The sequence below is a fragment of the Citrobacter sp. C5_2 genome (genome assembly GCF_014596845.2).
Taxonomy (GTDB): domain Bacteria; phylum Pseudomonadota; class Gammaproteobacteria; order Enterobacterales; family Enterobacteriaceae; genus Citrobacter; species Citrobacter werkmanii.
On record NZ_CP115032.1, the window covers coordinates 3,315,469 to 3,336,999 of the forward strand.

20 protein-coding genes are annotated in these 21,531 nt (G+C 39.0%); 13 read left to right on the forward strand and 7 right to left on the reverse strand.

Features of this window, described 5'->3' with window-relative positions:
• Positions 1–28: 28 nt before the first annotated feature.
• Positions 29–1,624 carry an ABC-F family ATPase gene (locus tag ICA20_RS16240; RefSeq protein ID WP_149282224.1) on the reverse strand — a complete coding sequence of 532 codons (1,596 nt, stop codon included), beginning with the start codon at positions 1,622–1,624 and terminating at the stop codon, positions 29–31.
• A 39-nt stretch (positions 1,625–1,663) separates the two neighbouring features.
• On the opposite strand from ICA20_RS16240, the gene ICA20_RS16245 reads away from it, so the two are divergent.
• Positions 1,664–3,169, forward strand: coding sequence for a recombinase family protein (locus tag ICA20_RS16245; protein ID WP_125316708.1), 1,506 nt, complete (start codon positions 1,664–1,666; stop codon positions 3,167–3,169).
• Between the two features lie 158 nt (positions 3,170–3,327).
• Entirely contained in the window at positions 3,328–4,065 is a 738-nt protein-coding gene (locus ICA20_RS16250) for a hypothetical protein (protein WP_000775244.1), read from the forward strand.
• A 28-nt stretch (positions 4,066–4,093) separates the two neighbouring features.
• Here ICA20_RS16250 and ICA20_RS16255 read toward each other — a convergent pair whose 3' ends face one another.
• Together ICA20_RS16255 and ICA20_RS16260 are read right to left on the reverse strand one after the other, a co-directional pair.
• A complete protein-coding gene (locus ICA20_RS16255) occupies positions 4,094–4,741 on the reverse strand; it encodes a DUF2163 domain-containing protein (RefSeq protein WP_000111578.1) in 648 nt (215 codons plus the stop codon).
• On the reverse strand, positions 4,741–5,304 hold the full coding sequence (locus tag ICA20_RS16260) for a hypothetical protein (protein ID WP_232067059.1): 564 nt from the start codon (positions 5,302–5,304) through the stop codon (positions 4,741–4,743). The genes ICA20_RS16255 and ICA20_RS16260 overlap by 1 nt, the downstream gene beginning before the upstream one ends.
• Before the next feature lie 45 nt (positions 5,305–5,349).
• Between ICA20_RS16260 and ICA20_RS16265 the strand changes: the two genes are divergently transcribed.
• From ICA20_RS16265 to ICA20_RS16280, 4 genes are all read left to right on the forward strand, one after another.
• Positions 5,350–5,835 (forward strand): glycoside hydrolase family protein, encoded by a 486-nt coding sequence (locus ICA20_RS16265; protein ID WP_000422351.1) that lies wholly within the window; start codon positions 5,350–5,352, stop codon positions 5,833–5,835.
• A gap of 351 nt (positions 5,836–6,186) precedes the next feature.
• The gene (locus ICA20_RS16270) at positions 6,187–6,474 is read left to right on the forward strand and encodes a hypothetical protein (protein ID WP_000922096.1); all 288 of its coding nucleotides are present in this window, start codon (positions 6,187–6,189) and stop codon (positions 6,472–6,474) included.
• Positions 6,474–7,370 carry a nucleotide-binding protein gene (locus ICA20_RS16275; RefSeq protein WP_000046021.1) on the forward strand — a complete coding sequence of 299 codons (897 nt, stop codon included), beginning with the start codon at positions 6,474–6,476 and terminating at the stop codon, positions 7,368–7,370. The genes ICA20_RS16270 and ICA20_RS16275 overlap by 1 nt, the downstream gene beginning before the upstream one ends.
• Before the next feature lie 337 nt (positions 7,371–7,707).
• Positions 7,708–8,229 carry a hypothetical protein gene (locus tag ICA20_RS16280; protein WP_000101429.1) on the forward strand — a complete coding sequence of 174 codons (522 nt, stop codon included), beginning with the start codon at positions 7,708–7,710 and terminating at the stop codon, positions 8,227–8,229.
• 506 nt (positions 8,230–8,735) lie between these two features.
• Here ICA20_RS16280 and ICA20_RS16285 read toward each other — a convergent pair.
• The 4 genes from ICA20_RS16285 to ICA20_RS16300 form a co-directional block, all read right to left on the reverse strand.
• On the reverse strand, positions 8,736–10,490 hold the full coding sequence (locus tag ICA20_RS16285; protein ID WP_000494974.1) for a retron Ec67 family RNA-directed DNA polymerase/endonuclease: 1,755 nt from the start codon (positions 10,488–10,490) through the stop codon (positions 8,736–8,738).
• Positions 10,491–10,935: 445 nt separating this feature from the next.
• Positions 10,936–11,676 carry a hypothetical protein gene (locus tag ICA20_RS16290; protein ID WP_001324719.1) on the reverse strand — a complete coding sequence of 247 codons (741 nt, stop codon included), beginning with the start codon at positions 11,674–11,676 and terminating at the stop codon, positions 10,936–10,938.
• 1,121 nt (positions 11,677–12,797) lie between these two features.
• Positions 12,798–12,977 carry a hypothetical protein gene (locus ICA20_RS16295; protein WP_000561393.1) on the reverse strand — a complete coding sequence of 60 codons (180 nt, stop codon included), beginning with the start codon at positions 12,975–12,977 and terminating at the stop codon, positions 12,798–12,800.
• 238 nt (positions 12,978–13,215) lie between these two features.
• Positions 13,216–13,650, reverse strand: a complete 435-nt coding sequence (locus ICA20_RS16300; RefSeq protein WP_149282226.1) for a GntR family transcriptional regulator — start codon at positions 13,648–13,650, stop codon at positions 13,216–13,218.
• A gap of 145 nt (positions 13,651–13,795) precedes the next feature.
• On the opposite strand from ICA20_RS16300, the gene ICA20_RS16305 reads away from it, so the two are divergent.
• The 7 genes from ICA20_RS16305 (at position 13,796) to ICA20_RS16335 (ending at position 21,525) form a co-directional block, all read left to right on the forward strand.
• Entirely contained in the window at positions 13,796–15,679 is a 1,884-nt protein-coding gene (locus ICA20_RS16305; RefSeq protein WP_128542716.1) for a terminase gpA endonuclease subunit, read from the forward strand.
• A gap of 20 nt (positions 15,680–15,699) precedes the next feature.
• A complete protein-coding gene (locus ICA20_RS16310; protein WP_001172750.1) occupies positions 15,700–16,194 on the forward strand; it encodes a hypothetical protein in 495 nt (164 codons plus the stop codon).
• Positions 16,191–17,741: a phage portal protein gene (locus ICA20_RS16315; protein WP_000027534.1), complete on the forward strand. Its 1,551-nt coding sequence runs from the start codon at positions 16,191–16,193 to the stop codon at positions 17,739–17,741. Before ICA20_RS16310 ends, ICA20_RS16315 begins: the two co-directional genes overlap by 4 nt.
• A 59-nt stretch (positions 17,742–17,800) precedes the next feature.
• Entirely contained in the window at positions 17,801–19,705 is a 1,905-nt protein-coding gene (locus ICA20_RS16320) for an HK97 family phage prohead protease (RefSeq protein ID WP_149282227.1), read from the forward strand.
• A gap of 99 nt (positions 19,706–19,804) precedes the next feature.
• Positions 19,805–20,101, forward strand: a complete 297-nt coding sequence (locus tag ICA20_RS16325; RefSeq protein WP_000577166.1) for a hypothetical protein — start codon at positions 19,805–19,807, stop codon at positions 20,099–20,101.
• Positions 20,094–20,492, forward strand: coding sequence for a hypothetical protein (locus ICA20_RS16330; RefSeq protein WP_149282228.1), 399 nt, complete (start codon positions 20,094–20,096; stop codon positions 20,490–20,492). Before ICA20_RS16325 ends, ICA20_RS16330 begins: the two co-directional genes overlap by 8 nt.
• 7 nt (positions 20,493–20,499) lie before the next feature.
• Positions 20,500–21,525: a hypothetical protein gene (locus tag ICA20_RS16335; protein ID WP_149282229.1), complete on the forward strand. Its 1,026-nt coding sequence runs from the start codon at positions 20,500–20,502 to the stop codon at positions 21,523–21,525.
• Positions 21,526–21,531 lie beyond the last annotated feature (6 nt).

The following is a 21,531-nucleotide window of genomic DNA, read 5'->3' on the forward strand; positions in this document are numbered from 1 at the left end:
CATCTGCAGCGTGAAAGACGACGGGAAATTAGCCGTCGATACCTTTACTACGCAGGTAATCTTCGTAGTTACCGGTGAAGTCGATCACGCGCTCCGGCGTAATTTCAATCACACGGGTTGCCAGAGAACTGACGAACTCACGGTCGTGAGAAACGAAAATCAACGTGCCCTGATACATTTCCAGCGCCATGTTCAGCGACTCAATCGATTCCATATCCAGGTGGTTAGTTGGTTCATCCATTACCAGAATATTCGGTTTCTGCATCATCAGCTTACCGAACAGCATGCGCCCTTTTTCACCACCGGAGAGCACTTTTGCAGGCTTCTTGATATCGTCCTGGCTGAACAGCAGACGACCGAGGAAGCTGCGCACAACCTGTTCATCATCGCCTTCTTGTTTCCACTGGCTCATCCACTCGAATACGGTCAGATCGTTTTCGAACTCATATTCATGATCCTGCGCATAGTAACCAACTTGCGCGTTTTCGGACCACTTCACGGTACCGTTATCCGGCTGCAAATCACCGACCAGCGTTTTCAGCATAGTGGATTTACCCACGCCGTTGGCGCCCAGAATGGCAATCTTCTCACCCACTTCGAGCAGCAGATTGAAGTTTTTAAACAGCGGGCCTTCATCAAAACCTTTAGTAAGCGCTTCCACTTCCAGCGCGTTACGGAACAGTTTCTTATCCTGTTCGAAGCGAATGAACGGGTTCTGACGGCTGGAAGCTTTAACTTCTTCCAGTTTAATTTTATCGATCTGACGGGCGCGGGAAGTCGCCTGACGAGATTTTGAGGCGTTGGCGCTAAAGCGGCTGACGAAAGATTGCAGGTCAGCAATCTGCGCTTTCTTCTTGGCATTATCGGCCAGCAGACGTTCACGCGCCTGGGTGGCCGCCGTCATGTATTCGTCGTAGTTCCCCGGATAAACACGCAGTTCGCCGTAGTCCAGATCCGCCATGTGCGTGCAGACCATGTTCAGGAAGTGACGGTCGTGCGAAATGATGATCATGGTGCTGTCACGTTCGTTCAGCGTCTGCTCCAGCCAGCGGATGGTGTCGATATCCAGGTTGTTCGTTGGTTCGTCGAGCAGCAGAATGTCCGGGTTAGAGAACAGCGCCTGCGCCAGAAGCACACGCAGCTTCCAGCCGGGTGCGACTTCGCTCATCGGCCCGTAATGTTGTTCTACCGGAATACCCACGCCCAGCAGCAGTTCGCCCGCACGCGCTTCAGCAGAATAACCGTCCATTTCACCGTACTGAACTTCGAGGTCAGCCACTTTATAGCCGTCTTCTTCACTCATTTCGGCCAGCGCGTATATACGATCGCGCTCCTGCTTCACTGCCCACAGTTCAGCATGCCCCATGATCACGGTATCAAGCACGGTGAACTCTTCAAAGGCGAACTGATCCTGACGCAGCTTACCGATGCGCTCATTCGGATCGAGGGAAACGTTACCCAGCGTCGGTTCGAGATCACCGCCGAGAATTTTCATAAAAGTGGATTTACCGCTACCGTTCGCGCCAATCAGGCCGTAACGGTTGCCGCCGCCAAATTTGACGGAAATATTTTCAAACAGCGGCTTACTGCCAAACTGCATGGTGATGTTGTTGCTAAGGAGCAAAATTGATACTCTCTACTAAGTGATTGAAAGGATTAGAATATGCAAAAGCAAAACGGGTTAGCTTACAGTTACATACGATTTTCGAGCAAGAAACAAGAACAAGGCGACTCAGTGCGCAGACAGACAGAACTTGCCGAAAAATACTCTATTGCTAACAATCTTACCCTATCTGAGAAAAACTTTCAGGACTTGGGAATTTCAGCGTTTAAAGAAGGCAACAGACCGTCGCTTGGTGACATGCTTTCTGCTATCGAGCAAGGAGCAATCGAATCAGGCAGCACGATAATCATCGAGAGTCTTGACCGCTTGAGTCGTCGGGGTATCGATGTGACTCAACAGATAATCAAGTCAATCTTACAACACAACGTCTTTATAGCGAGCCTGACAGACGGTCTATTACTCAACAGAGAATCAGTTAACGACCTTGTAAGCGTGATTAGAATCGCTCTGGCTGCTGACCTTGCGCATAAAGAATCGGAGAAGAAATCACAGCGTCTTAGAGAGACAAAACAGCAACAAAGAAAAGCTGCTCTTGAGGGTAAAGTAATCAACAAAATACTGCCTTTCTGGTTAGCAAGAGAAAAAGACCAGTTTGTTTTCTCTGACAGACTCGACGCAGTAAAAAGAATTATCGAACTCAAACGAAAAGGACTTGGCACGAATAAAATAGCTAAGACATTAAACGATGAAGGATTCAGACCATTACGTTCTGCTGGTTGGAATCACACAACTGTTGGTAAAACTCTTAGTTCAGTTGCGTTATACGGTGCTTATCAAACATCAGAAACGACGAAAGACAGAAAAGTTATTCTGTTGGATATTATCGATAATTATTATCCAGCAGTAATTAGCAAAGAAGACTGGATGTTATTACAGTCTGATGCAAAGCAGAACAAGCCGGGATATAAGTCAGATAAAAACGCTTTCACAGGGCTGTTAAAGCACTCTTGCGGAGGTGCGTTAGTCAGAAAATTCCATGTTGTTACTGGTAAAACGTATCAATACCATGTTTGTGCTAATGCTCGCGATGGTAAATGCACCGTTACGCAGAATTTTAAAAACATGGAGATTGCTCTTTATAAAATCTTAAAGCACTTAAAGATGGAGAAGAAAACCTCTGTTGATACGACAATTGCACAAGAACGCGCTCAATTAAAAGAGCAAATCGACAACTTGAACGGAATGCTTCTAACAATGAAAAAAGTTCCTATGAGTGTTCTTGAGACAATCGGCAATCTTGAGGAAAAGCTACAGGAACTCGACCAGCAGTTTAAACAACAATCTGATATGGTATTAGCTGAACAATCAGTCGATTTCAACCTCCTGTCGGAAATCAAAGATCCTATCGAATTAAACATGATGCTTAAACGAGTTATAAAAGAAATCACGGTATTTAATCTTAAAAAATCTTGGCGAATAAAAGTTCAGTATCTGAATGGTCATTCTCAGAGTTTCCGATGGGATGGATATAGTATGAGTTTTGTTTCTGACAGCAAAAAACTACTGGAATACATGAACGCTGAGAAAGAGCAATTGGATAACTAACTACAACCATAAATGTAACAATACGTATTGCATTTAACTAAATGTTAACCACGTTAATATTTTACGTAGCATCCTTGACAAGCTAACATAAGACAAAATCAGAGCTTCGTGTTTTAATCTATTGAGTTTCTTACTCATTAACTTCAAAAGGAATCGAAATGAAATTACCAATTGTTGATGTATTTGAGAACCCATACGAATCCTGGACCTGCAGAAAGGCCAGTCAGGAAGAAATGATGGCTGTCTACAGGGCTACTGGCAAATTTGAAACTCATATCAAAGATAAACTGATTGCAAAAATTAAAAATCACTTAGATGCAGCAAAACACATGGCAAAAAGAGGTTCGGATAATGGATTAGAGAATTTCATTGACCGATATCTTGACAATAGCGTCAATTATAAAGAACTAAGACGCGCTATGCCTTCAAAAACTCCAAAAGTGTTATTTGACTATCAACAAAAATATCCTAATTACTCAGTAACCGAGGTGGATAAAGAAATCAATAGCATCGGTCATACACTAAGCGAAGGTCAATATCTTTTTCATGGTGGTGCATGGCTAAATGGAGCATCAAATCAATTCAAATTAACAGCACCACTTTCAACAAGTTTTTGTCCTCAAGTTGCATTAAGAAATGCTGAATGGAGAGGGAAAGCATATGATAACAATAAAATAGAGTTATTTGTATTACATACAGTGAATCCTATCACTAATGTTTTTGCTTTTCCTAGAAAGAATGCAAGTATGGGAAATGAAAAAGAGATTCTTTTTGCATCAGGGGCGACCCTGATTAGGCGAGCCACTCATTTAATACGTGATGACTATCCGGCTGGAAAATATGAACATAAGGATAAAAAAATCCCAATCTATGTAGTAGAAGTTGACATTTCATAATACAATTCATGAGGGAGCAACAGCTCCCTTATTTTACGCTCGTCCATTTCGATTCTGAGTTCCATTTTCCGATTCGAGAAAAGAACGTGTCTTGTTCATTACCCGGATAACTACGATGAACACCATCGGAAGCGTGATTTCTTGCAGATTTCTCAAGAACTTCCCAGATTGAGTTCATAACAGCTTCGGTTTCGTTTTTCGCTTCATTATCATCGTATTCGATGTTAACTGTTAATTTATCCATAGAGCCTGTGAACAGATTAAAACTCTCTGTTGGACTGCCAGTATTAGGATTCAGAAAACAAATATCAATTTTAACGTCTGCTCTGTTTAAAGCTTTCGTTCGAATCAAGTTGATATATTCTTTTCGGATATTAGCCAGCTTAACGGTCATTCCGATGTTATTAATTTCTTTTTCTTCGCTGATTGAACTGATATCAGTAAAGTCACCAGCGGCAATATAATTCTTACCTTGATATTGCAAGTCGTAATAAGCATCAGTTAACAACAGTTCTGTGCCGTTATGCATCTTAATCTGAACAAGATGAAACAACGTGCCGACACTGAACAACTGACCAGTAGTCAGTTCTGTATAATTAGTGCCGTTAAAATCGTTATACGCTTCGATGAAGTCAGGGTCTTTTCTTAGTCTGTTAAATTGGTCTTTTACTGACATTACACCACCTCTGTTGCAGTAAGTTTAATATTTGAAATCGATTGAAGATCTAACGGAATAGTATCGTTCGTCAGGATGAATCGCCCTTTCGTTCCTCTGTAATTCACAGTCTCACCAGCTTGAACGTTCTGCAACAGATTCGGAAAGAGTTTCATCTCTCCACCTGCTTTGACATCCTCCGTGACGGTATAAAGCTTGGAGTGATTCTGAAACTGAACTAATGTTCCTGCTTCTAAAGTATCGGTGAAGCTGTTCAGAGTGACCTTACGCGCTCCTTTGTTAGCTGTAACAGATGCTTGAATAAGTCCCTGAGCCGAACCTTTATAGTCAGTCAAGTAGCTTAACGGAAAGTCAAACGGCTGACCTTGTTGATGCATCGCGATAAAGCGTTGAACGTGTCTTGTGTCTTGCGACATATAATTCAAAGTGAAATTCAATTCGAAATATTGCACGCCTGTATAACGTTTCTGAAAACGTCCTGATACTGCTCTGTTAGAGAAAAACGGAGCATTTGATTTAAGCTGAACATCGGTCAGCCTAACGTCTGTGTCTAATAGATTCATAAGTCCTCTCATAAATAAGATTTTAACTATATTTATGAGGCTAATATGGAACTTAACGCAATGCTTCGTTACGACGAAGGCGAAAAACTCACGATGTATAAAGACACAGAAGGATATTTCACAATCGGTGTCGGACATTTGATTACTAAGAATCCATCAAGAGACTACGCTTTGAAAGAACTTGATAAAGCAGTTGGTCATCCTTGTTATGGATATATCACAGCGAAAGAATCTGATCAGTTATTGAATACAGACGTTAATTCAACGTTACGTAAGCTTAGTAAAACAGAACTGCATCCAGTTTATATCAGAATCGATACAGTCAGGCGTTCAGCTTTAATCAATATGTGTTTTCAACTCGGCGTTTCTGGCGTATGTCAGTTCAAGAAATTCTTGGGATACATGGCTGTTGGAGATTATCAAAATGCGGCTGATGAAGCTTTAGACTCAAGATGGGCACGTCAGACTCCTAATAGAGCAAAACGTGTAACTGATGTTATTCGTTATGGAGATTTCAGAAGTTATAATTAAAAATTTAAGTTATCTAATTTGAACAGCATCAAGTTGATGAATGGAATAAGCAGATATGTAATTAACACCATCAGCTTAGTCTACATATATTTTGTTATAATATTTTACGACTCAACGAAGTCTTGTTAGGATAATGTAAACAAATCCGTTTTTTAGATGTGAGTAATATTAGCAATGTTCATCTTAGAATGTGATATCGAAGGAAACTCGAAAATGATAATAGCTTTACACTATTGAGAAAATTTGGTTGAGGCTTCAAAATAGAGCATTCATACGTGATCAATAGCCAGACTAAGCAAGCAACAGCTAAACCCCGTAACGTACTGATTAAATTGATAATTGAAGGTGCATATGTTAAAAGTTACTGGTCTTGATAAGCTTCAGAAAGAACTCAAGGATGCAAAGCGTATACTGAGTGAGCTGGATGGCGAGCTAGGAGTCGTAAAGTTTAACCCTAACGACCCTGCTAGCATCGAGTCGGCAATTCAAACAGTTAATCACATGATTGATGAACGCATTGGCGGATGTTCAACCAACTCCATAGTCGGCTCGCTTGCGCAGCAGATGAAGGAAACATACAGAGAAGGCATTCTTAAAAAAGCTGCCGAAGCCAGATTGACTTCAAGTGAGGATGAGTAATGGCTCAAGATATTTTTTCTGAAATGAACAATGCTGTTCTGGATTTACAGGCTTCACAATACCAGACCTTTGAACGTCCACTCAAAAAGCTTGCTCAGCTTCTAAAACATTCCGATCTTGAATCATACAATGCAGACCTGACTGAAGGACTCAATCTTACAGAGTTTCTCGCAGAAAGTGAGAAGACTGGAGGAAGTATGGCTGGGAGTGCCCAGCTTGTCTGGCCAGATGATGCAAGAAAAACACTAGGCCTTACATTACTTTTGATTTTTAAGTTAGCAGAAGATCCTAATTATGCAATCAACTTTGGACATCATTTTTTCTATTCCGGAAGTAAAGTTATAGCAGGCATTCATTCGATTACAGGACAACTTATCATTCCTTTCGTTAGAGATTACAAAAATTATGTTCAGTCTAAGGGAAGCACAGAAACTATGTTGAAGCCGCAGTTTTCGAACAAAGTTTTCATTGTTCATGGTCATGATGATGGCGCCCGTGAAACAGTCGCAAGGTTTCTTGAACGTATAGGTTTAGAAGCAATCATATTACATGAGCAAGCTAATCAGGGACGAACTGTCATTGAGAAAGTTATAGCAAATAGTGATGTTGGATTTGCTGTTGTATTGCTAACACCAGATGATGAAGGTTGTGCTAAAGGAGGAATACCAGAACCAAGGGCAAGGCAGAATGTAATGCTAGAATTAGGATATTTTATCGGGCGTTTAGGCAGAGAGAAAGTATGTGCACTAAAACGCGGCTCACTAGATATTCCAAGTGATTTTGCTGGGGTTGTTTGGGAAAATATGGATAGCAGTGGAGGCTGGAAGCAAGCACTCGCACGAGAACTTGAAGCTGCTGGTCACAATATTGATTGGAATAAAGCAATGCGGAGTTGATTTTATATAGCTCTATTTTTAGCGATACTGGCGTTTCATCGACAATTAAAAATTTGGCTGCTGATTAGCCTAAAACGCAGCCAAATATAAATCATTAATGATATTGCTTAAATAAGTTTTAACGACTCATCTTCTGCCCCCCCTCTAACAAAAAATAATAGTTACTCTGGGACTTCTGAAACACCGAGATGTTTCGAGCGCTCGGCTTTTTTCTGCTGTGTTAAAATTCCAAATCAATTCAGTTCATCATCGATAGACAGGACTGATTCCGGATGATTTTTCCGTTCAAGATAAATACAGTAATAAACCCTTGGGCCACTTGTGTAAGGAGAATAAAATGGCACGTAAAATTTACGTCAGTATGACTGATATGGCAAAACGTTATGGTTATACCCTTAACGCTATTAAATCATGGAGAGCAGAAGGACTTCCTTATTCAGATAATCCAGCAGGAATACCAGAAAACGAAGGCACTTTATGGATCGTTCAGAACAAAATTAATCCGATGCGCAATATGTCTGTTCGTGATGAATTCGAGAAAGAAAAACTTCGTGAACAGGTGGCGAAGGCTGACTTAGCAACTTATGCAGCGCAAGAAAAATCAGGTGAATTAATCCCTGTTGAGTTGGTGCAAGCTCAATTGAATCAGTTCTGTCAGTCTCTGAAAGATTCCATCAGGCTGATTCCGTCAAAACACGGTATCGAAATCATGGAGTCTGCTAATGATATCCAGGAGCTGAAAGAAAAACTCAAAGAGATTTTCAACAGAACATTGAATGAACTTGGTGAGTCGTTCGAACAAGACTTCGAACACGTTGACAAACCAGAAGAGAAAGAAGATAGTGAAATTGAACTTTAAGGGAGTTTGCACTCCCTTTTTAATTTCAAACAGTTACCATGTTTATGTATTTCATTTTTAAAATCGAATGAAGGAATTTAAAGCGATGGTGGGACCAAAATGTTTTTCATCGTGTTGCTCCTTTAAAGATTTGTTTCTGACGATTAATGAACATTCTTTCCTGCTTGAAATAGCCTGCTTCAATTTCGACTGACTCTGTTAGATGTTGCTTAGGGTATTTTTCGCGACTAGCGCAATGTACATTTTTTCGTTGTAACATAAAACTAATTTTCACATAATCGCGCTTGCAAATTACACACTTGTAATCATGGCCTGTCATATATACTCCTTTGTAAAACTATATTTATAGCCTCCATAACATTACAAAAGAATGATATTTTTAATTTGAGGTGTCGTCCAAATATGATTATATTCCAAAGTGACATTAATGAATATTGTCCCGACTACGGAATAGGGATTAAAATAAACCGTAACCGGGAAATATATTTATTATCCATTTTTAACCATCATGGATAGTACAAATTTTTAAAGTGATTATTAATATCAACCATAGCATCAAGAATTGGTTTGAACAATGAAAAATCTATAGTCTGTCTATTTTCTCTGATAATATTGTTGGCAAACCTGTCTTTTCCAAAAGTAGTAGTGCTATCATGATTATTACTTTTATCAAAGGATTTACCGTTAATTGTCTTTGTCAGAACTTCATCTTTGAAAAAGTCTTCCATGCACGATTGTTTATCACCAGCCAATAGTGGAGTTAACAATACGTAGAGGTTATTCTCTAAATGTAAAAATTTATGTTTTCTTACGTCCTCTGATTTTCTAGGCAGGTGAGAATATTCTTTGATTATATTATTAATAAAATCAGATGGCCCAGTGTCATTATCCAAAACAATTATTACTGGATTTTTAGGCGGTTGTCTTTCAAATTTCTTGCATTGTTCTCTATGCCTTCTAAAGAATCTTACATAGTCAGCAGCCCCACCGTAGAGGTCTAAAAAATATTCCTTTTTTGCGTTTGTTTTGAATAACGTAATATTTAAAATTCTATTCTTTGTTCTATCGTCAACTCTAACCAGAGCAGGATAACTTAAATACAAAGAATCAATTGCACATTTCAAATAAATTGGATCTGTTTTACCTTCTGTCAAAACTGTAGGCTTTATATTCCCATAAAAATACTTATAATGAAGAAAGTTACTGAATGCTGTCTCTCTTGAATTCAATTTGAGAGTAAAATTAATTCCAGTTTTCTTTAGCACATATTTTTCTGGGAGTGTATGTTTTTTAGCGTTAATGTTATTATACTTATCAAGCATATCAATATAAACGAAGCGGCCTTCAAGTTCATTTAGAGTACCTTTTCGCGGTTTTCCACTAATATCCAAAAGGGTAAAATCCCCTTCTTTATAAAGTGCATGCGCCATAGCTCTGGTTTTTTTAATATAATCTTTATTGACATTTATTTTTTTGTTTACGGTTAAACCTGTTACTTCCTGCCTTGATGTATGCCGCAATATTCTGGTCTTATTATTATTAATTTTAAATCCAGCTTTTTCAATTTCATTAACTAACAATGGTCCTAACTCGTTAGAATTCTCATTTATAACAATTGAGTCAGGAAACTGATTTTTGTTAGTTGAGAATGTTATATCATCTGCATATCGACTATAACTGCATCCATTAGAAAGTGCCAACTTTGACAATCTAATATCTAAAATATTACATATAAGATTGCTTATTACAGGAGAGCAAGGACTTCCTTGCGGAAGTTTTCCATCATAGCAAGCTATCTGCGCAATTATAGTTGCTATTGATGGGTGCAAATTAAAATATTGATTCGCGATAAAATAACCACGGACCCTACCGAAATTAAATGTAGGGAAAAAATCCTCAAGATCAATATTTAAAACATTGGTTTTATTTCTATGTCTTTCTGCATTTGTTATTATTGTTTTATTTTTCTCAAATCCATGAGATAAGCTAGGGGTGATATTATTTGTTTTCCATATTTCGCTCTGACAAACATACAATAAATCTGATAAACGCCTTTGTATGTCTTTTAGTTTTTCAGTAGGCGCAAATATCTCTCTGTCACCTCCAGACTTCTTTTTTATAATAAATCTTTCATATTGATGCTCAGGTCGTATTCTGTACAGGACATTAGTAAGAAAAGAAACTTTAATTTGAAGTAAGCGTGCAAACTCAAATTTGGTCTTGCATGACTTGAGTCTTTCTAAGTAGGAGGGAGTGAACATAATAGTAAATTCCATTATTAATTATGTTATTGCACATGCAGGCACTCTTACGCATTTCAAAGTGACGCCCAAGAAGATCCGACGTCCGTCAGAGGCGAATACTGCCGACCTTTTAATCACTGATTGCGATACCACAACCAACAAATCTACCTGCATGTGCCTTGCTAATTTATCATAGTTAACAATCAAAACAAGCACTTTTGAAAATGGCTGTATCTTATTGATTAACTAATCATGGTCAAAGCCGAACATTCCTCGTGAAGATTGTTAGAATTTGAGATCTTTACGAGCACTTAACAGACTGTCAGATTCAGTCATGGAGCAAGTTGAATGCAATGTTATCATGTATCACTTTTTCTTTTTCGTCGTTAAGATGGTTCATAAAACTTACCATTAAGTCGATTGATAACTAGTAATTACATCTGTAGGTTCTCTTGATGATTTGTCAGAGGGCATTTGAGCTAAATAAAGTTGATTCGACGAGTTCAATTGCTTCATCTTCGATAGTTGATTTGTCCATTGTTTTGGTCGGCTCAGAAATATCAATTTTCACAATTACAATCTCGTCATCAAAAGATAGTTTTTCACCCCTTCTTTCTTTACGTAAAACGCTGTTCTCTTTGCTGAGTTCAGCGTTTTTCCTTTCTAACTCTGCGACTCTTTTCATCAAATCTTCCATTTTGGAATTCACAACATCTAGTCTCTGCTCAGTCGGAAATTCAATACTTTCGATGATTTCAATAAATTCACCAGTATACATCTGAACAAACTGCTCGGTGTCTTTGATCTTCTGCATTCTTAGATCTGAACAGAAAGCTTTCCACGAGTTCTTTTTACCGTTAATTTCACAAGCAACGATAACAGCATTATCGGTTGTATAAGCAACGATTGCAGGCAGATTATTAACTTCGGTCGTACCGATTTCGAAGCTATGCATATTTTTTACAGTCACAGCATTTTCAATCTTCTGTAACATCTTAGCTCGAACATTACGATGAATATCTATAGCTTTAACAAGAGCTTTCAGGCTGTTTTTGTTATTGGTCATTCTATTAACTTTGATAATATTTCTGTTCAGGCTTGCTTTAACTGTTCTGTCTAGATTTTCGAAGACTGCAAATTTGAAATTCAATTTATTTGCCTTTATTGATTGGTTGAGTTCTGATATTACGTTTTTTGCAAGCATTATACATCGTTGCTTTATTCATTTGTTTAGATTCTGCAATTTGCTGAAATGTCTCACCAGAGTCTAAGCGAGATTCAATTTCGAATTTGTTAGGTATAAATTTCATGGGGTTGCCTTTTTTATTGAATTGAAAAATAAGCACTCCGAAGAGTGCTTTAAACTTAAGGAATTTTTAAATGAACTAAGCTAATTGCTTATATCTTATTTTATGACGGATAAAGTCAGTAGTAAACAAACGAGAGAAAATAACGAGGAAGAAGAAACTCTCTGTGTTCATACTAATATTTATATAGTTCACCGAAAGTGTAAACAAAGTCCGAAAAATAATTTAGTGAAAAGCAGGTGCATTGATGCACATCAAAACGCATCGATAACGCATCGATGCGACTCGGAGAAGTGCATGGACCCTAGAAAAAATCGCCCTATAAGAACAATTGGATAAAGATGAACTGGAAGGATATAGAAGCAGTACAAAACCTGGAAAACATAGCGAAGCGAGCAGATTGCGCGAAGCGCGGGCGAAGCCCTAATTGATAAACATTAGCGCGAAGCGCGACAGATAACACTATCGAACTTGATTACTAGCTACTGATTAGATGTTTCTAGATAAAGATTATTAGCGCTTCGCGCGTTCGCTACGCTCACAATATTATTTTTCAGATCTGGATAATAATGATTACTGGATAACTGCATTATACTGTTCGTCTGACAATCAATAAACATAACGATCGATAATTAATTGAAATAACGTTAATGAGTTCTCCTTCGCTATCGCTACGTCGAACGGGCAAGCCCTATCTTTGATGATAGTAATGATTGACTGCTACATCATCCCTCCTCGCTTCTCCCTGCTTCTACTGACCTAATGATACTCCAAGTCAATTCCCTGTTATCAAGTTCACCTGATGCTTCCTGCTTCGTTATCGACCTTATTGCTTTTGACTCTACGCTTTCAGCTTCGCAGGAAGTACGCCCTGCTGTTTGCAGATCGTTCTAAAGAACTGAGTAATCAAGTTCTCAACTATTTGATTCCTTGCGCCCCAAAGATGCCTCCAGTATCTGTGGTTTACAATCTACTCATTTGAAATTCAATAAAAAAGGGAGCACTAAGCTCCCTTTTGTCATTTCAGACCAAGCACTAATGCTTGTTCAAGTTTTTTCTCAAGCAGAGTGTTTAATCCACTTTCGAAAAATTCAATCGCTTGAACGTCTGAGTCTGTTTTTAAGCGAACAGCGGCATCGTCAACTGTTAACTCTTCGGTCTTAACATCACCGTTTTTATAAACCACATTAGCAATCATGCTTTCTCCTTTGTTGCTAAAAAATAATAACCGAATGATATCACTTATTCAATTTTTCTTTCAATCAAATAAGTATCCGATGAATAGTCGGCTCTCTAAACTAGCAGGTATGAAATAGTTCCTTAATTCTGAACTTCCTCACTTTGCTTCCTATTTAATATTGCAATTTTAAATCTAGTGTAAATAATTTAGCTACAAACTTGCATTTATTATACATTTAAAAAATCGCCTCCATTCGTTAGGCATTCTCAGTTTCACTCATTTCTCCTTTAGTGCTATTCACACAGCGAAGAAACTGATCCCTCTGATACGCGGCAGTTTTGTCTGACATCTGTTTTTTGAATAACTCAAAATCCCCCTCTGTACGTTTAAAAATAATCATGCTAATCGCAGATGGTTTTTTATTAGCCGATTTGCTAGCAAGAAGTTTTTCGATGTTATCGAATCCGAAAGCCTGATTCACGATTCGTTGTGCTTCAACAGCATCGACAACTTCAACCGTATTTTCAGCTTTAACTTCTTCAACAACTGTATATTCCTCGATGTTAGCTTTAACACGACGAACAACAGAACGAGGAACATCGTATTTTTCAGCAAGCTTACTCTCTGACATATCAGTACCAGCGTTTAATTCAGAAGCAATTCGGTTTTCAACAGTCAGTTCAGTTTTCATTGTCGTTCTCCTGTGTTTTGTTGGAACAGACTTTAACAGGCGGATATCCAGGTGCAAGAACTCTTAGAAATAATTTTATGGAGGTTTTCATAAATACAGACAGAGAAATGAAATCCATTTTGGGTTCATCCACTTAGGGCTGATTATGAAAAACTCAAATAAACTGAAAAGTATCTTACAGAATGCAAAGCGCTTTTTAATGCCACCTCCTGACTACACTCCGTCCGAGTGGGTCGAACAGTACCTGAAATTCCCTGATGGTCCTTATACAGGGCAGCCGATGAAACTGTTTGAGTTTCAGAAAGGCATGATTGACGTCATTAAAGAACGTAAGAAGAAAATCGTCTTCGAGACTTCTGCCCAGATTGGCAAGACAACCATCTTGAACGGAATTCTGTTCTATAAGTCTGCTACTGATCCCGGTAACGCTGGTGTCTTGCAGTCAACCGGTAAAGAGACGACTCAATGGCTATCAGGCAAGATTCGCCCAATGATTGACGAATCGGAAGAAATGCAACGAATCGTCACCGACAAGAACGACAGAAACGCAGTGAATAACACCAGTCAAATTCAGCTACGTGCTGGAGGCTTTTGGTATTTCATGTCGCTCAATAGCCCTTCTCACTTACGCGGTAAAACTCTTCCGCTGATGTTGCTTGATGAAGTTGACGCAGTTGAAACAGACACAGAAGAAGGCAACCCGATTATCATCGCGGAACAACGTGCTACGACGTTCGGTGAAGACGCTCGTGTTTTCATTAGCTCGACGCCTACAAGTAAATACGGTGCTATCCACACGCAGTATGAAGCATCCGACAAGCGCAAGTATCATGTTCCCTGTCCTACATGTGGTCATAAGCACGAACTGACGTGGGAGAATATCAAATTCGACTGGGTAAAAATCGATGGTAAATCATTACCTGATCCTAACTCTGCCAGAATTGAATGTCCTGAATGTCATCACGCTTTCTCTGAAGGCGACCGAGCACGAGCAATTAAACAAGGTGAATGGATTATTCATCAACCTGAAAGTCGAATTGCTGGATTCCACGTAAGTCGTTTATACAGCCCAATGAGTTCTATCAAATCAGTTGTTGAAGACTATAAGCAAGCATGGCAAACGTTCAGCTTGTCAACGTTTTATAACACTGTTCTTGGTCTACCGTTTGATGATTTAAACGAAGACATTGAGGTTAGTAAATTAGAAACACTCAAGACGAATATCGGCATCAGCAATATACCAGAAGACACGTTGTTTTTAACCGCTGGGGTTGACCAACAGCAAGACCGTTTAGAAGTAACCTTGATGGGTCACAACGAACGAACCGTTTATATTCTTGCACATCGTAGCTTTATGACAATGAACGCTGAGGTTATCGATTCCCCTGCTTATAAAGAACTTCTTGCATACGTTAAAGCACCGTTCAGAACAGCTTTGGGAAGAAAGGTTCCTTTAGCGTGGGTGAACGTCGATAGCTCAAACGGTCGAGCAACTAAAACAATCTATCGTTTCTGCTCTCAGTGGACAAACCTGAAAGCAATTAAAGGTGCCAGCTCTGTTGATGCCCCTTATGTTCCAACGAAAATCACGAAAACCGGTGGTTATGAACTTTATATGATTGGTGTAAACCAAGGAAAAAACTTAGTTCGTGAACTGCTAAACAGAAGCGTGAAATCTGGAAATACACCAGTCAGAGTCGAAATCTCTGATGATGTTCCAGATGATTACTGCGAACAGCTTATGTCCGAAGAATTAAAACGCTCTGGTAATACTGTTAGATGGGTTATTAAACAAGGCGGTGTTCGTAACGAAGGTCTTGACTGCTTTAACTACGGTTATTGCGCGCGTCTGCAAGTTCTAGAGAAAATCAAATTTCACGAGTGGAGGAAACTCGCTGCTAAATCTGATATTGAAATGCCAGAAGAACAAAACGAAACAAATTCTCCTGTTATTCAAACTCATGAACCTCGTCGAAACATTATCAAACGAAACAGACCAGTTAATAAGCCTCGTGGTTTCGGATTATAAATATAAGAAAGGAGAACTCAATGCAAAAATCAAATTCAGAAATTTACATCGGTGAAAAACTCGCTGTTTATAATCCTGAAGGTGCAACAGTCTCCATAGGCTCAACTGAAACTAAATTGTTTTCTCAAACTGATTGTCCAGCGAATATCTCGGTGGACACATCAGATTTTATCGAAGGAACTTTTTCTGTTGTTGTTCTCTATGAAGGTGCGCTTATCAGTAACAGCATTATCAAAGTGAAATCACCATTCGTTTCAAAAACGAAAAGAGAACAACTCAGAGAAATGATTAACGATATCGATACAGTTATTCAGTATCGTCTGACAAGTAACGAAGAAGCTATTCAACAAATGAGTATTAACGGTAAATCATTCGTTTATGAAACGCTTGATTCGCTGCTTATGGCTCGAAAACGACTTTTAGCTAACTTAGCAAATCTGATTAAGTCAGAACAAATGGCAAACGGTAAATCTCCGATTGTTACTATTAAAGCGAGGTTCACGAATCCATCATGAGTATTAGAGATTTTTTCACATTTAAAAAAGCAGAACCGAAAACACGTAAACAGAAACAGAAACTGGTAATTGATAACGAGCAAGCATATGGCTCACAGTTACAGCGTATTCTTGGTCCTCGAACTGACCGTTTAGATGGCGACTTTCAAGAGAACCTGATTACGACTGCAACGATTAATAACGAGATTCGAACTTATGCCGATGGCATTCGTAATATGTCTCGAACTCTTTCGATTAATACACCAGTTGGTAAACGTGCTGTTCAATATCAAGTTGATAACGTTATCGGTGAAGGTATTAACCCACAATTGCGTATTCTGGGAACAAACGGAAAGCCAAGCAAGAAACTGAACTCTATGATTATGGACCAGTTCAGCTATTGGTCAAGTTCAGCAAAACGTTTCAGTAAAAATGAAAGAATGAACTGGCGCAGATTTCAAGAACTCGTTGAACGTTCAAGATTTGTTGACGGCGAGGTTTTTATTCGTATTCACGAATCTGATACTGAATTTAAGCTTGAAATTATCGAAGCTTCACGCTGTAAATTTGGCGACAGAGAAACCTCCGACAACGGTTATGTTCTTGATGGTATCGAATATAATAACGATGATGTTCCAGTTCGTTACTGGTTTAACACAATAAGCAAAGCAACACAGACTTCATCTGGTAAATCTGAAGGTATCGACGCTGAAAATATTATTCACTATTACAGAGAATTGTTCCCTGATCAACGCAGAGGCATTCCTGAATGTGTAGCGAATATTGATGTTATGAACCAATATGATGCTTTCACAAAAGCAACGTTGATTCAGAAACGCGCCGCAGCAAGCTCTATGGGTTTCATCACTCAAGACAAAGACGGTCAAGATAATATCGAAATTGATAGCGATAACGAAGGCATTGAAGAATCTCCTGATGTTATTCAAAACTTTGAATCAGGGACAATTCATAAACTTCCTGCTGGTTACGATATAAAGCAGTTTAGCTCTACTCAGGGCGGTGACGACTTTATGAACTTCACGAATCGTCTGGAAGACCTGCTTGCTATGGGTTACGGTTTTTACAAACAAGGTTGGAAAGGTGACACAGCAAATATTAACTATTCTGCTGCCCGCTTCGGTGATCTTGCACAACGCGTAATGTTTAAATCAGTTCAGCGTAATATTAAAGAACAGGTTTTTGATGTTATTTTTGAACGTTGGTTACAATGGTCAATTATCAGAGAAACCGTTAATTTGAAAATGACAACTATTCCTTCAGTTCTTCGTCAGACTGTTTGGACATATCCTCAATGGCAAAGTATCGACCCAATTAAAGATACTCAGAAGGATATTTTTGATGTTGAAAACGGATTCAAATCTGCTTCTGATATTATTATTGCTCGCGGTGAAGACCCGGATATTGTATTTGCTCAGGTTGAACAAGAAAGAACTCGTTATGTTCCGAAATACGATAATCAAATTAAAGTTGCTGCTGCACCTGCTGCATTAACGGCTGATGCTCAAGTGGAAGTTGCTGAAATTAATTCGGATAACTCGGTGGAATAACACTAAATACATTCAGAAAAACAAAGAGCGTCGAAAGACGCTCCAACAGAGGACTGGTAATGCTAAAACTTAAGCGCGATTACACAGTTCAGGGTATTGATTCTGTTGATGGTGTTTTTGAAATTGCGTTCAGTTCTGAAACTCCTGTTGAAAGACAGATTCAGGATGAATACGGTCAAAACATTACTGTTAATGAAATTCTCGTTCATGACGGCTCACATAACGCTGACTTGACCCGAATTAATAACGGTGCTGCTTTGCTGTTTAACCATGATTTTGATAAACACTTGGGAATCGTTATTCCTGATTCTGTTCGAATCGATGAAGACAAAATAGGACGAGCAAAAGTCCAATTCAGTCAACACGGTGAATTAGCTAAAGAAATCGGTGCAAAAGTTCAAGAAGGAACAATTAGTAAAATCTCTTTCGGATATGACATTAATGAATATCACTTAGAAGGCGACAATCTTATTGTTACGAAATGGGCACCATATGAAATTTCTTTCGTCACTGTTCCTGCTGACGATAAAGTCGGTTTGGGAAGACTACTAAATACAGATACAACAAACAAACTTAACAAAGGTACTCGAATGAAACGTATTGATGAAATGACTAAAGATGAACTGGCAGAAATGACTATCGATGAAATTGAAATGCTGTCCGATGAAGATCGTGCAAAGCGTGAAGAAATTCTGGAAGAAGTAGTCGTTGAAAATGAAAACGCTGGTGATTCTGCTGTTGAAAAAACTGATGACGCTCCTGCTGCTGTTCCTGCTGGTGACGAACTGACAGAAGAAGAACGCGAAGAAGAAGCGGAAGAAATTCTTGAAATCGCACAACGCTACAAAGTAGCACAGAAAGACGTTGCAAGCGCTATCGCTAAAGGCATGACCGCACGTCAATTCAAACGCTCTATTAAACCTAATAAATCTGCAACGGTGATTCGCAACATGACTAAAGATACTAAACAAACTCTGGAAAATAAATTCGACCTTGGCGATGCTGTTCGCTCTATGATGAATGGTAAAGCTGTTCGCGGTGCTGCTGCTGAATATACTCAAGAAATGTCCCGTAAGCGTCTGATGCGCGGTGCTAACGTTTCTCAAGGTATCTATATGCCAGTTAGTGCTCTGCAAGGCAAACGCGCTATTAACACTGTATCAACTGTTTCCGCAGTACAAGAAACTGTTCAGCGTTATGATTCATTCGTTGAAATGCTGTTGAAAGACACTGTTGCTGATAAGCTGGGAGTTAACTTCCTGACTGGTCTGACTACTCCGATTTCTGTTCCTAAGCAGACAAAATCAAGTGTTGATGCATTCGGTTTCGTTGATGAAAACGGTGAATCTCCAGAAGGCGAAAGCAAATTCGAAAACATTCAGTTTATGCCTAAGACATTTACTGGTGGTAACCCGATTTCTCGTCAAGCTCTGTTGACTCTGCCTAATCTGGGTGCGTTCATTTCTGACCATATCGTGAATTTCTCACGCGCTAAACTGGAAGGTCTGATGTTCGGTTCTATTACCGACGCAAAAGCTCCTCAGTCTATCGTTGCTCAGTTAGTAGCAAAACAGATGGGAATGACCTACAAAGAATTCGTTGTTGAAGCTGCTAAAGCTAAAGGCGACGGCGTAGCAATGGACAAGTTCAAATATTTGATGGCTGCTGCTCTTGAAGGTGATTTGAAAACCACTCTGCGTGACGCTGGTGTTGCTGGTTATATCATCGACGACCTGAACAAACTGGGCGGACATGATGTTATCGGTTCCGGTCTTGTTAAAGAAGGTCAGGTTATCTCTGGTGACTTCTCTGCTGTAACCGTAGCTGAGTGGGAAGGTCTTGCTCTTGACCTAGACGACACAACTTACCGTAACAAAGGCGCTATCGTTCCTCGCGTTTGGGCTGATATCGATTGGAAAGTTTGTGCTGATGATCGTCTGTTCCTGCACGAAAAAAAAGCCTAAGAAAAGCAAAAGCGAAAGCTGAAACTGCTGAATAATCAGAGGACTCCTTCGGGAGTCCTTTTTTCGTTTCTGGACTAAATATAATAAAAAGGAGACAACATGATTTTTCCATATTCAGAAAAACAAAAACAGTCTTTCTTAACTCGTTTCGGACAGAAAATCAAAATTAACGATTCTGATGAACTCGGTATTGTTGAAATTGAGATTAACAACGATAACGGACAAGTAAGCGAGACAATCTATATAACCGCTGATATCAATAAAGTTAAGCAAGAAGATGAAGTTCTATTAAACGAGATTCTGTATACCATTGCGTATCTTGTTAATGATGGTTCAGGACTTGCTAATTGCTATCTGGCATTTAAAGGCGAACAGGAGACATCATTCTATGACTAATCTGCCACGTTTAGGAATTAAACGCGCTCTGGAAGAAATAATCGTTAAAGAACTTAATCTGAAATACGTCAAAAACGCTTTCACAACTGGTGTTAAAGAACCTGTTCAAGTAATGATTCCAGGAATGACAGAAGAATATACGCGAATCGGTTTGCAATCGAAACTTGCAAGTGTTCTTAGTATCACGATTGATATTTTCTCAGAGAAAAGCGAAACCGGCGTTCACAAAGCCGTTTACGACTTAATTTCTATTAATGCTAATCATGAAAAACTTATCCCATTTAAAATCGATAAGATTTATCCAAGTTCAAGTTTCACTGATTATGATAGTGAAGCATCAAATGGTCATGTTAGCGCACAAATAATTTTAACTTTCGAATACTTAATGTGAGACTAAAATGACAAACGATATTTTTGTAGGAAATAACGTCAGAGTTTCAGTTAATCCGCTAATCGTTGAAATCCCAGGATATAACGACCCAGGTTATGTAAGCACTGATAAACTGGCTGCATTCCCTGTTATCGGATTTAGAAAAGAAGTTCAGACACTAGAAGATTACAGAACCGATTTTACAACGAAACTTTCAGGTGACGTAACAATTAATGACACTTCAATAAGCTTATTTGAAGACAGTTCTGACCCAGTTTATCAGTTGCTTGATGAAGCTCTTATGGAAAAGAAACTCCTTAGATTCAGAAGTCTTTATGTTATCGATGGAGAAACAAAGAAAGATAATGATGCTGGTCTTTATCATATTTTTAATGCTTATGTAACTAAGAAAGAAACAACAGGCTCCGAAAACTCAGTCGTTACAACAACTTTTAATCTTTCTCCTGATGGTCAGTTGTTTACAGGTTTTGCTGAATTCTCGGTTCCGTTAAACGTTGGCGATTATGGTATTGGTGCTGGTACAGAAGAAATCGCAGGTGTTAAAGACTTAGGATTATTAACTGGTAACAGATGTGTAACAGTCGATGCAACAAACAGCGATAACCCTTATAACTCTGGCACGTCTGCTATGGCTATTCAGCATCCTGATGGTCAAGGTTGGGAGCTTATTGGTTCGTCAGTCGGTAATCCAAGCATCAGAATCAGAAACAAACAACAAAGCGGTGAAACTGTTACTGAATCTCCGTGGGTCAAAGTCTATACAGAACTTGAACGTCCAACTCCTGAAGATATTAATGCTTTGCCTATTACTGGTGGAGAACTCAAAGGATCTTTGACTATTCAGGAATATCTGAACGTTCGTAAAAAGATTTCTGCGCCACAAGGTGAAATCTTGGCTCTAAATAGTAATGAAATTAACTCAACTTCTGTCAAGGTCAAAGGCAAAGAAGTCTATTCTCCAAGTAATAAACCAACGCCATTAGAGATTAATTGTGTAGCGTTAGGAGAAACCTTAGACGCAGGAGTATTTTAACGGATA

Bases quoted from the DNA above. Each gene is read 5' to 3' on its own strand.
- ICA20_RS16245 (WP_125316708.1), top strand. From the start codon at position 1,664: ATGCAAAAGCAAAACGGGTTAGCTTACAGTTACATACGATTTTCGAGC.
- ICA20_RS16250 (WP_000775244.1), top strand. From the start codon at position 3,328: ATGAAATTACCAATTGTTGATGTATTTGAGAACCCATACGAATCCTGG.
- ICA20_RS16255 (WP_000111578.1), bottom strand. From the start codon at position 4,741: ATGTCAGTAAAAGACCAATTTAACAGACTAAGAAAAGACCCTGACTTC.
- ICA20_RS16260 (WP_232067059.1), bottom strand. From the start codon at position 5,304: ATGAATCTATTAGACACAGACGTTAGGCTGACCGATGTTCAGCTTAAA.
- ICA20_RS16265 (WP_000422351.1), top strand. From the start codon at position 5,350: ATGGAACTTAACGCAATGCTTCGTTACGACGAAGGCGAAAAACTCACG.
- ICA20_RS16270 (WP_000922096.1), top strand. From the start codon at position 6,187: ATGTTAAAAGTTACTGGTCTTGATAAGCTTCAGAAAGAACTCAAGGAT.
- ICA20_RS16275 (WP_000046021.1), top strand. From the start codon at position 6,474: ATGGCTCAAGATATTTTTTCTGAAATGAACAATGCTGTTCTGGATTTA.
- ICA20_RS16280 (WP_000101429.1), top strand. From the start codon at position 7,708: ATGGCACGTAAAATTTACGTCAGTATGACTGATATGGCAAAACGTTAT.
- ICA20_RS16285 (WP_000494974.1), bottom strand. From the start codon at position 10,490: ATGTTCACTCCCTCCTACTTAGAAAGACTCAAGTCATGCAAGACCAAA.
- ICA20_RS16290 (WP_001324719.1), bottom strand. From the start codon at position 11,676: ATGCTTGCAAAAAACGTAATATCAGAACTCAACCAATCAATAAAGGCA.
- ICA20_RS16295 (WP_000561393.1), bottom strand. From the start codon at position 12,977: ATGATTGCTAATGTGGTTTATAAAAACGGTGATGTTAAGACCGAAGAG.
- ICA20_RS16300 (WP_149282226.1), bottom strand. From the start codon at position 13,650: ATGAAAACTGAACTGACTGTTGAAAACCGAATTGCTTCTGAATTAAAC.
- ICA20_RS16305 (WP_128542716.1), top strand. From the start codon at position 13,796: ATGAAAAACTCAAATAAACTGAAAAGTATCTTACAGAATGCAAAGCGC.
- ICA20_RS16310 (WP_001172750.1), top strand. From the start codon at position 15,700: ATGCAAAAATCAAATTCAGAAATTTACATCGGTGAAAAACTCGCTGTT.
- ICA20_RS16315 (WP_000027534.1), top strand. From the start codon at position 16,191: ATGAGTATTAGAGATTTTTTCACATTTAAAAAAGCAGAACCGAAAACA.
- ICA20_RS16320 (WP_149282227.1), top strand. From the start codon at position 17,801: ATGCTAAAACTTAAGCGCGATTACACAGTTCAGGGTATTGATTCTGTT.
- ICA20_RS16325 (WP_000577166.1), top strand. From the start codon at position 19,805: ATGATTTTTCCATATTCAGAAAAACAAAAACAGTCTTTCTTAACTCGT.
- ICA20_RS16330 (WP_149282228.1), top strand. From the start codon at position 20,094: ATGACTAATCTGCCACGTTTAGGAATTAAACGCGCTCTGGAAGAAATA.
- ICA20_RS16335 (WP_149282229.1), top strand. From the start codon at position 20,500: ATGACAAACGATATTTTTGTAGGAAATAACGTCAGAGTTTCAGTTAAT.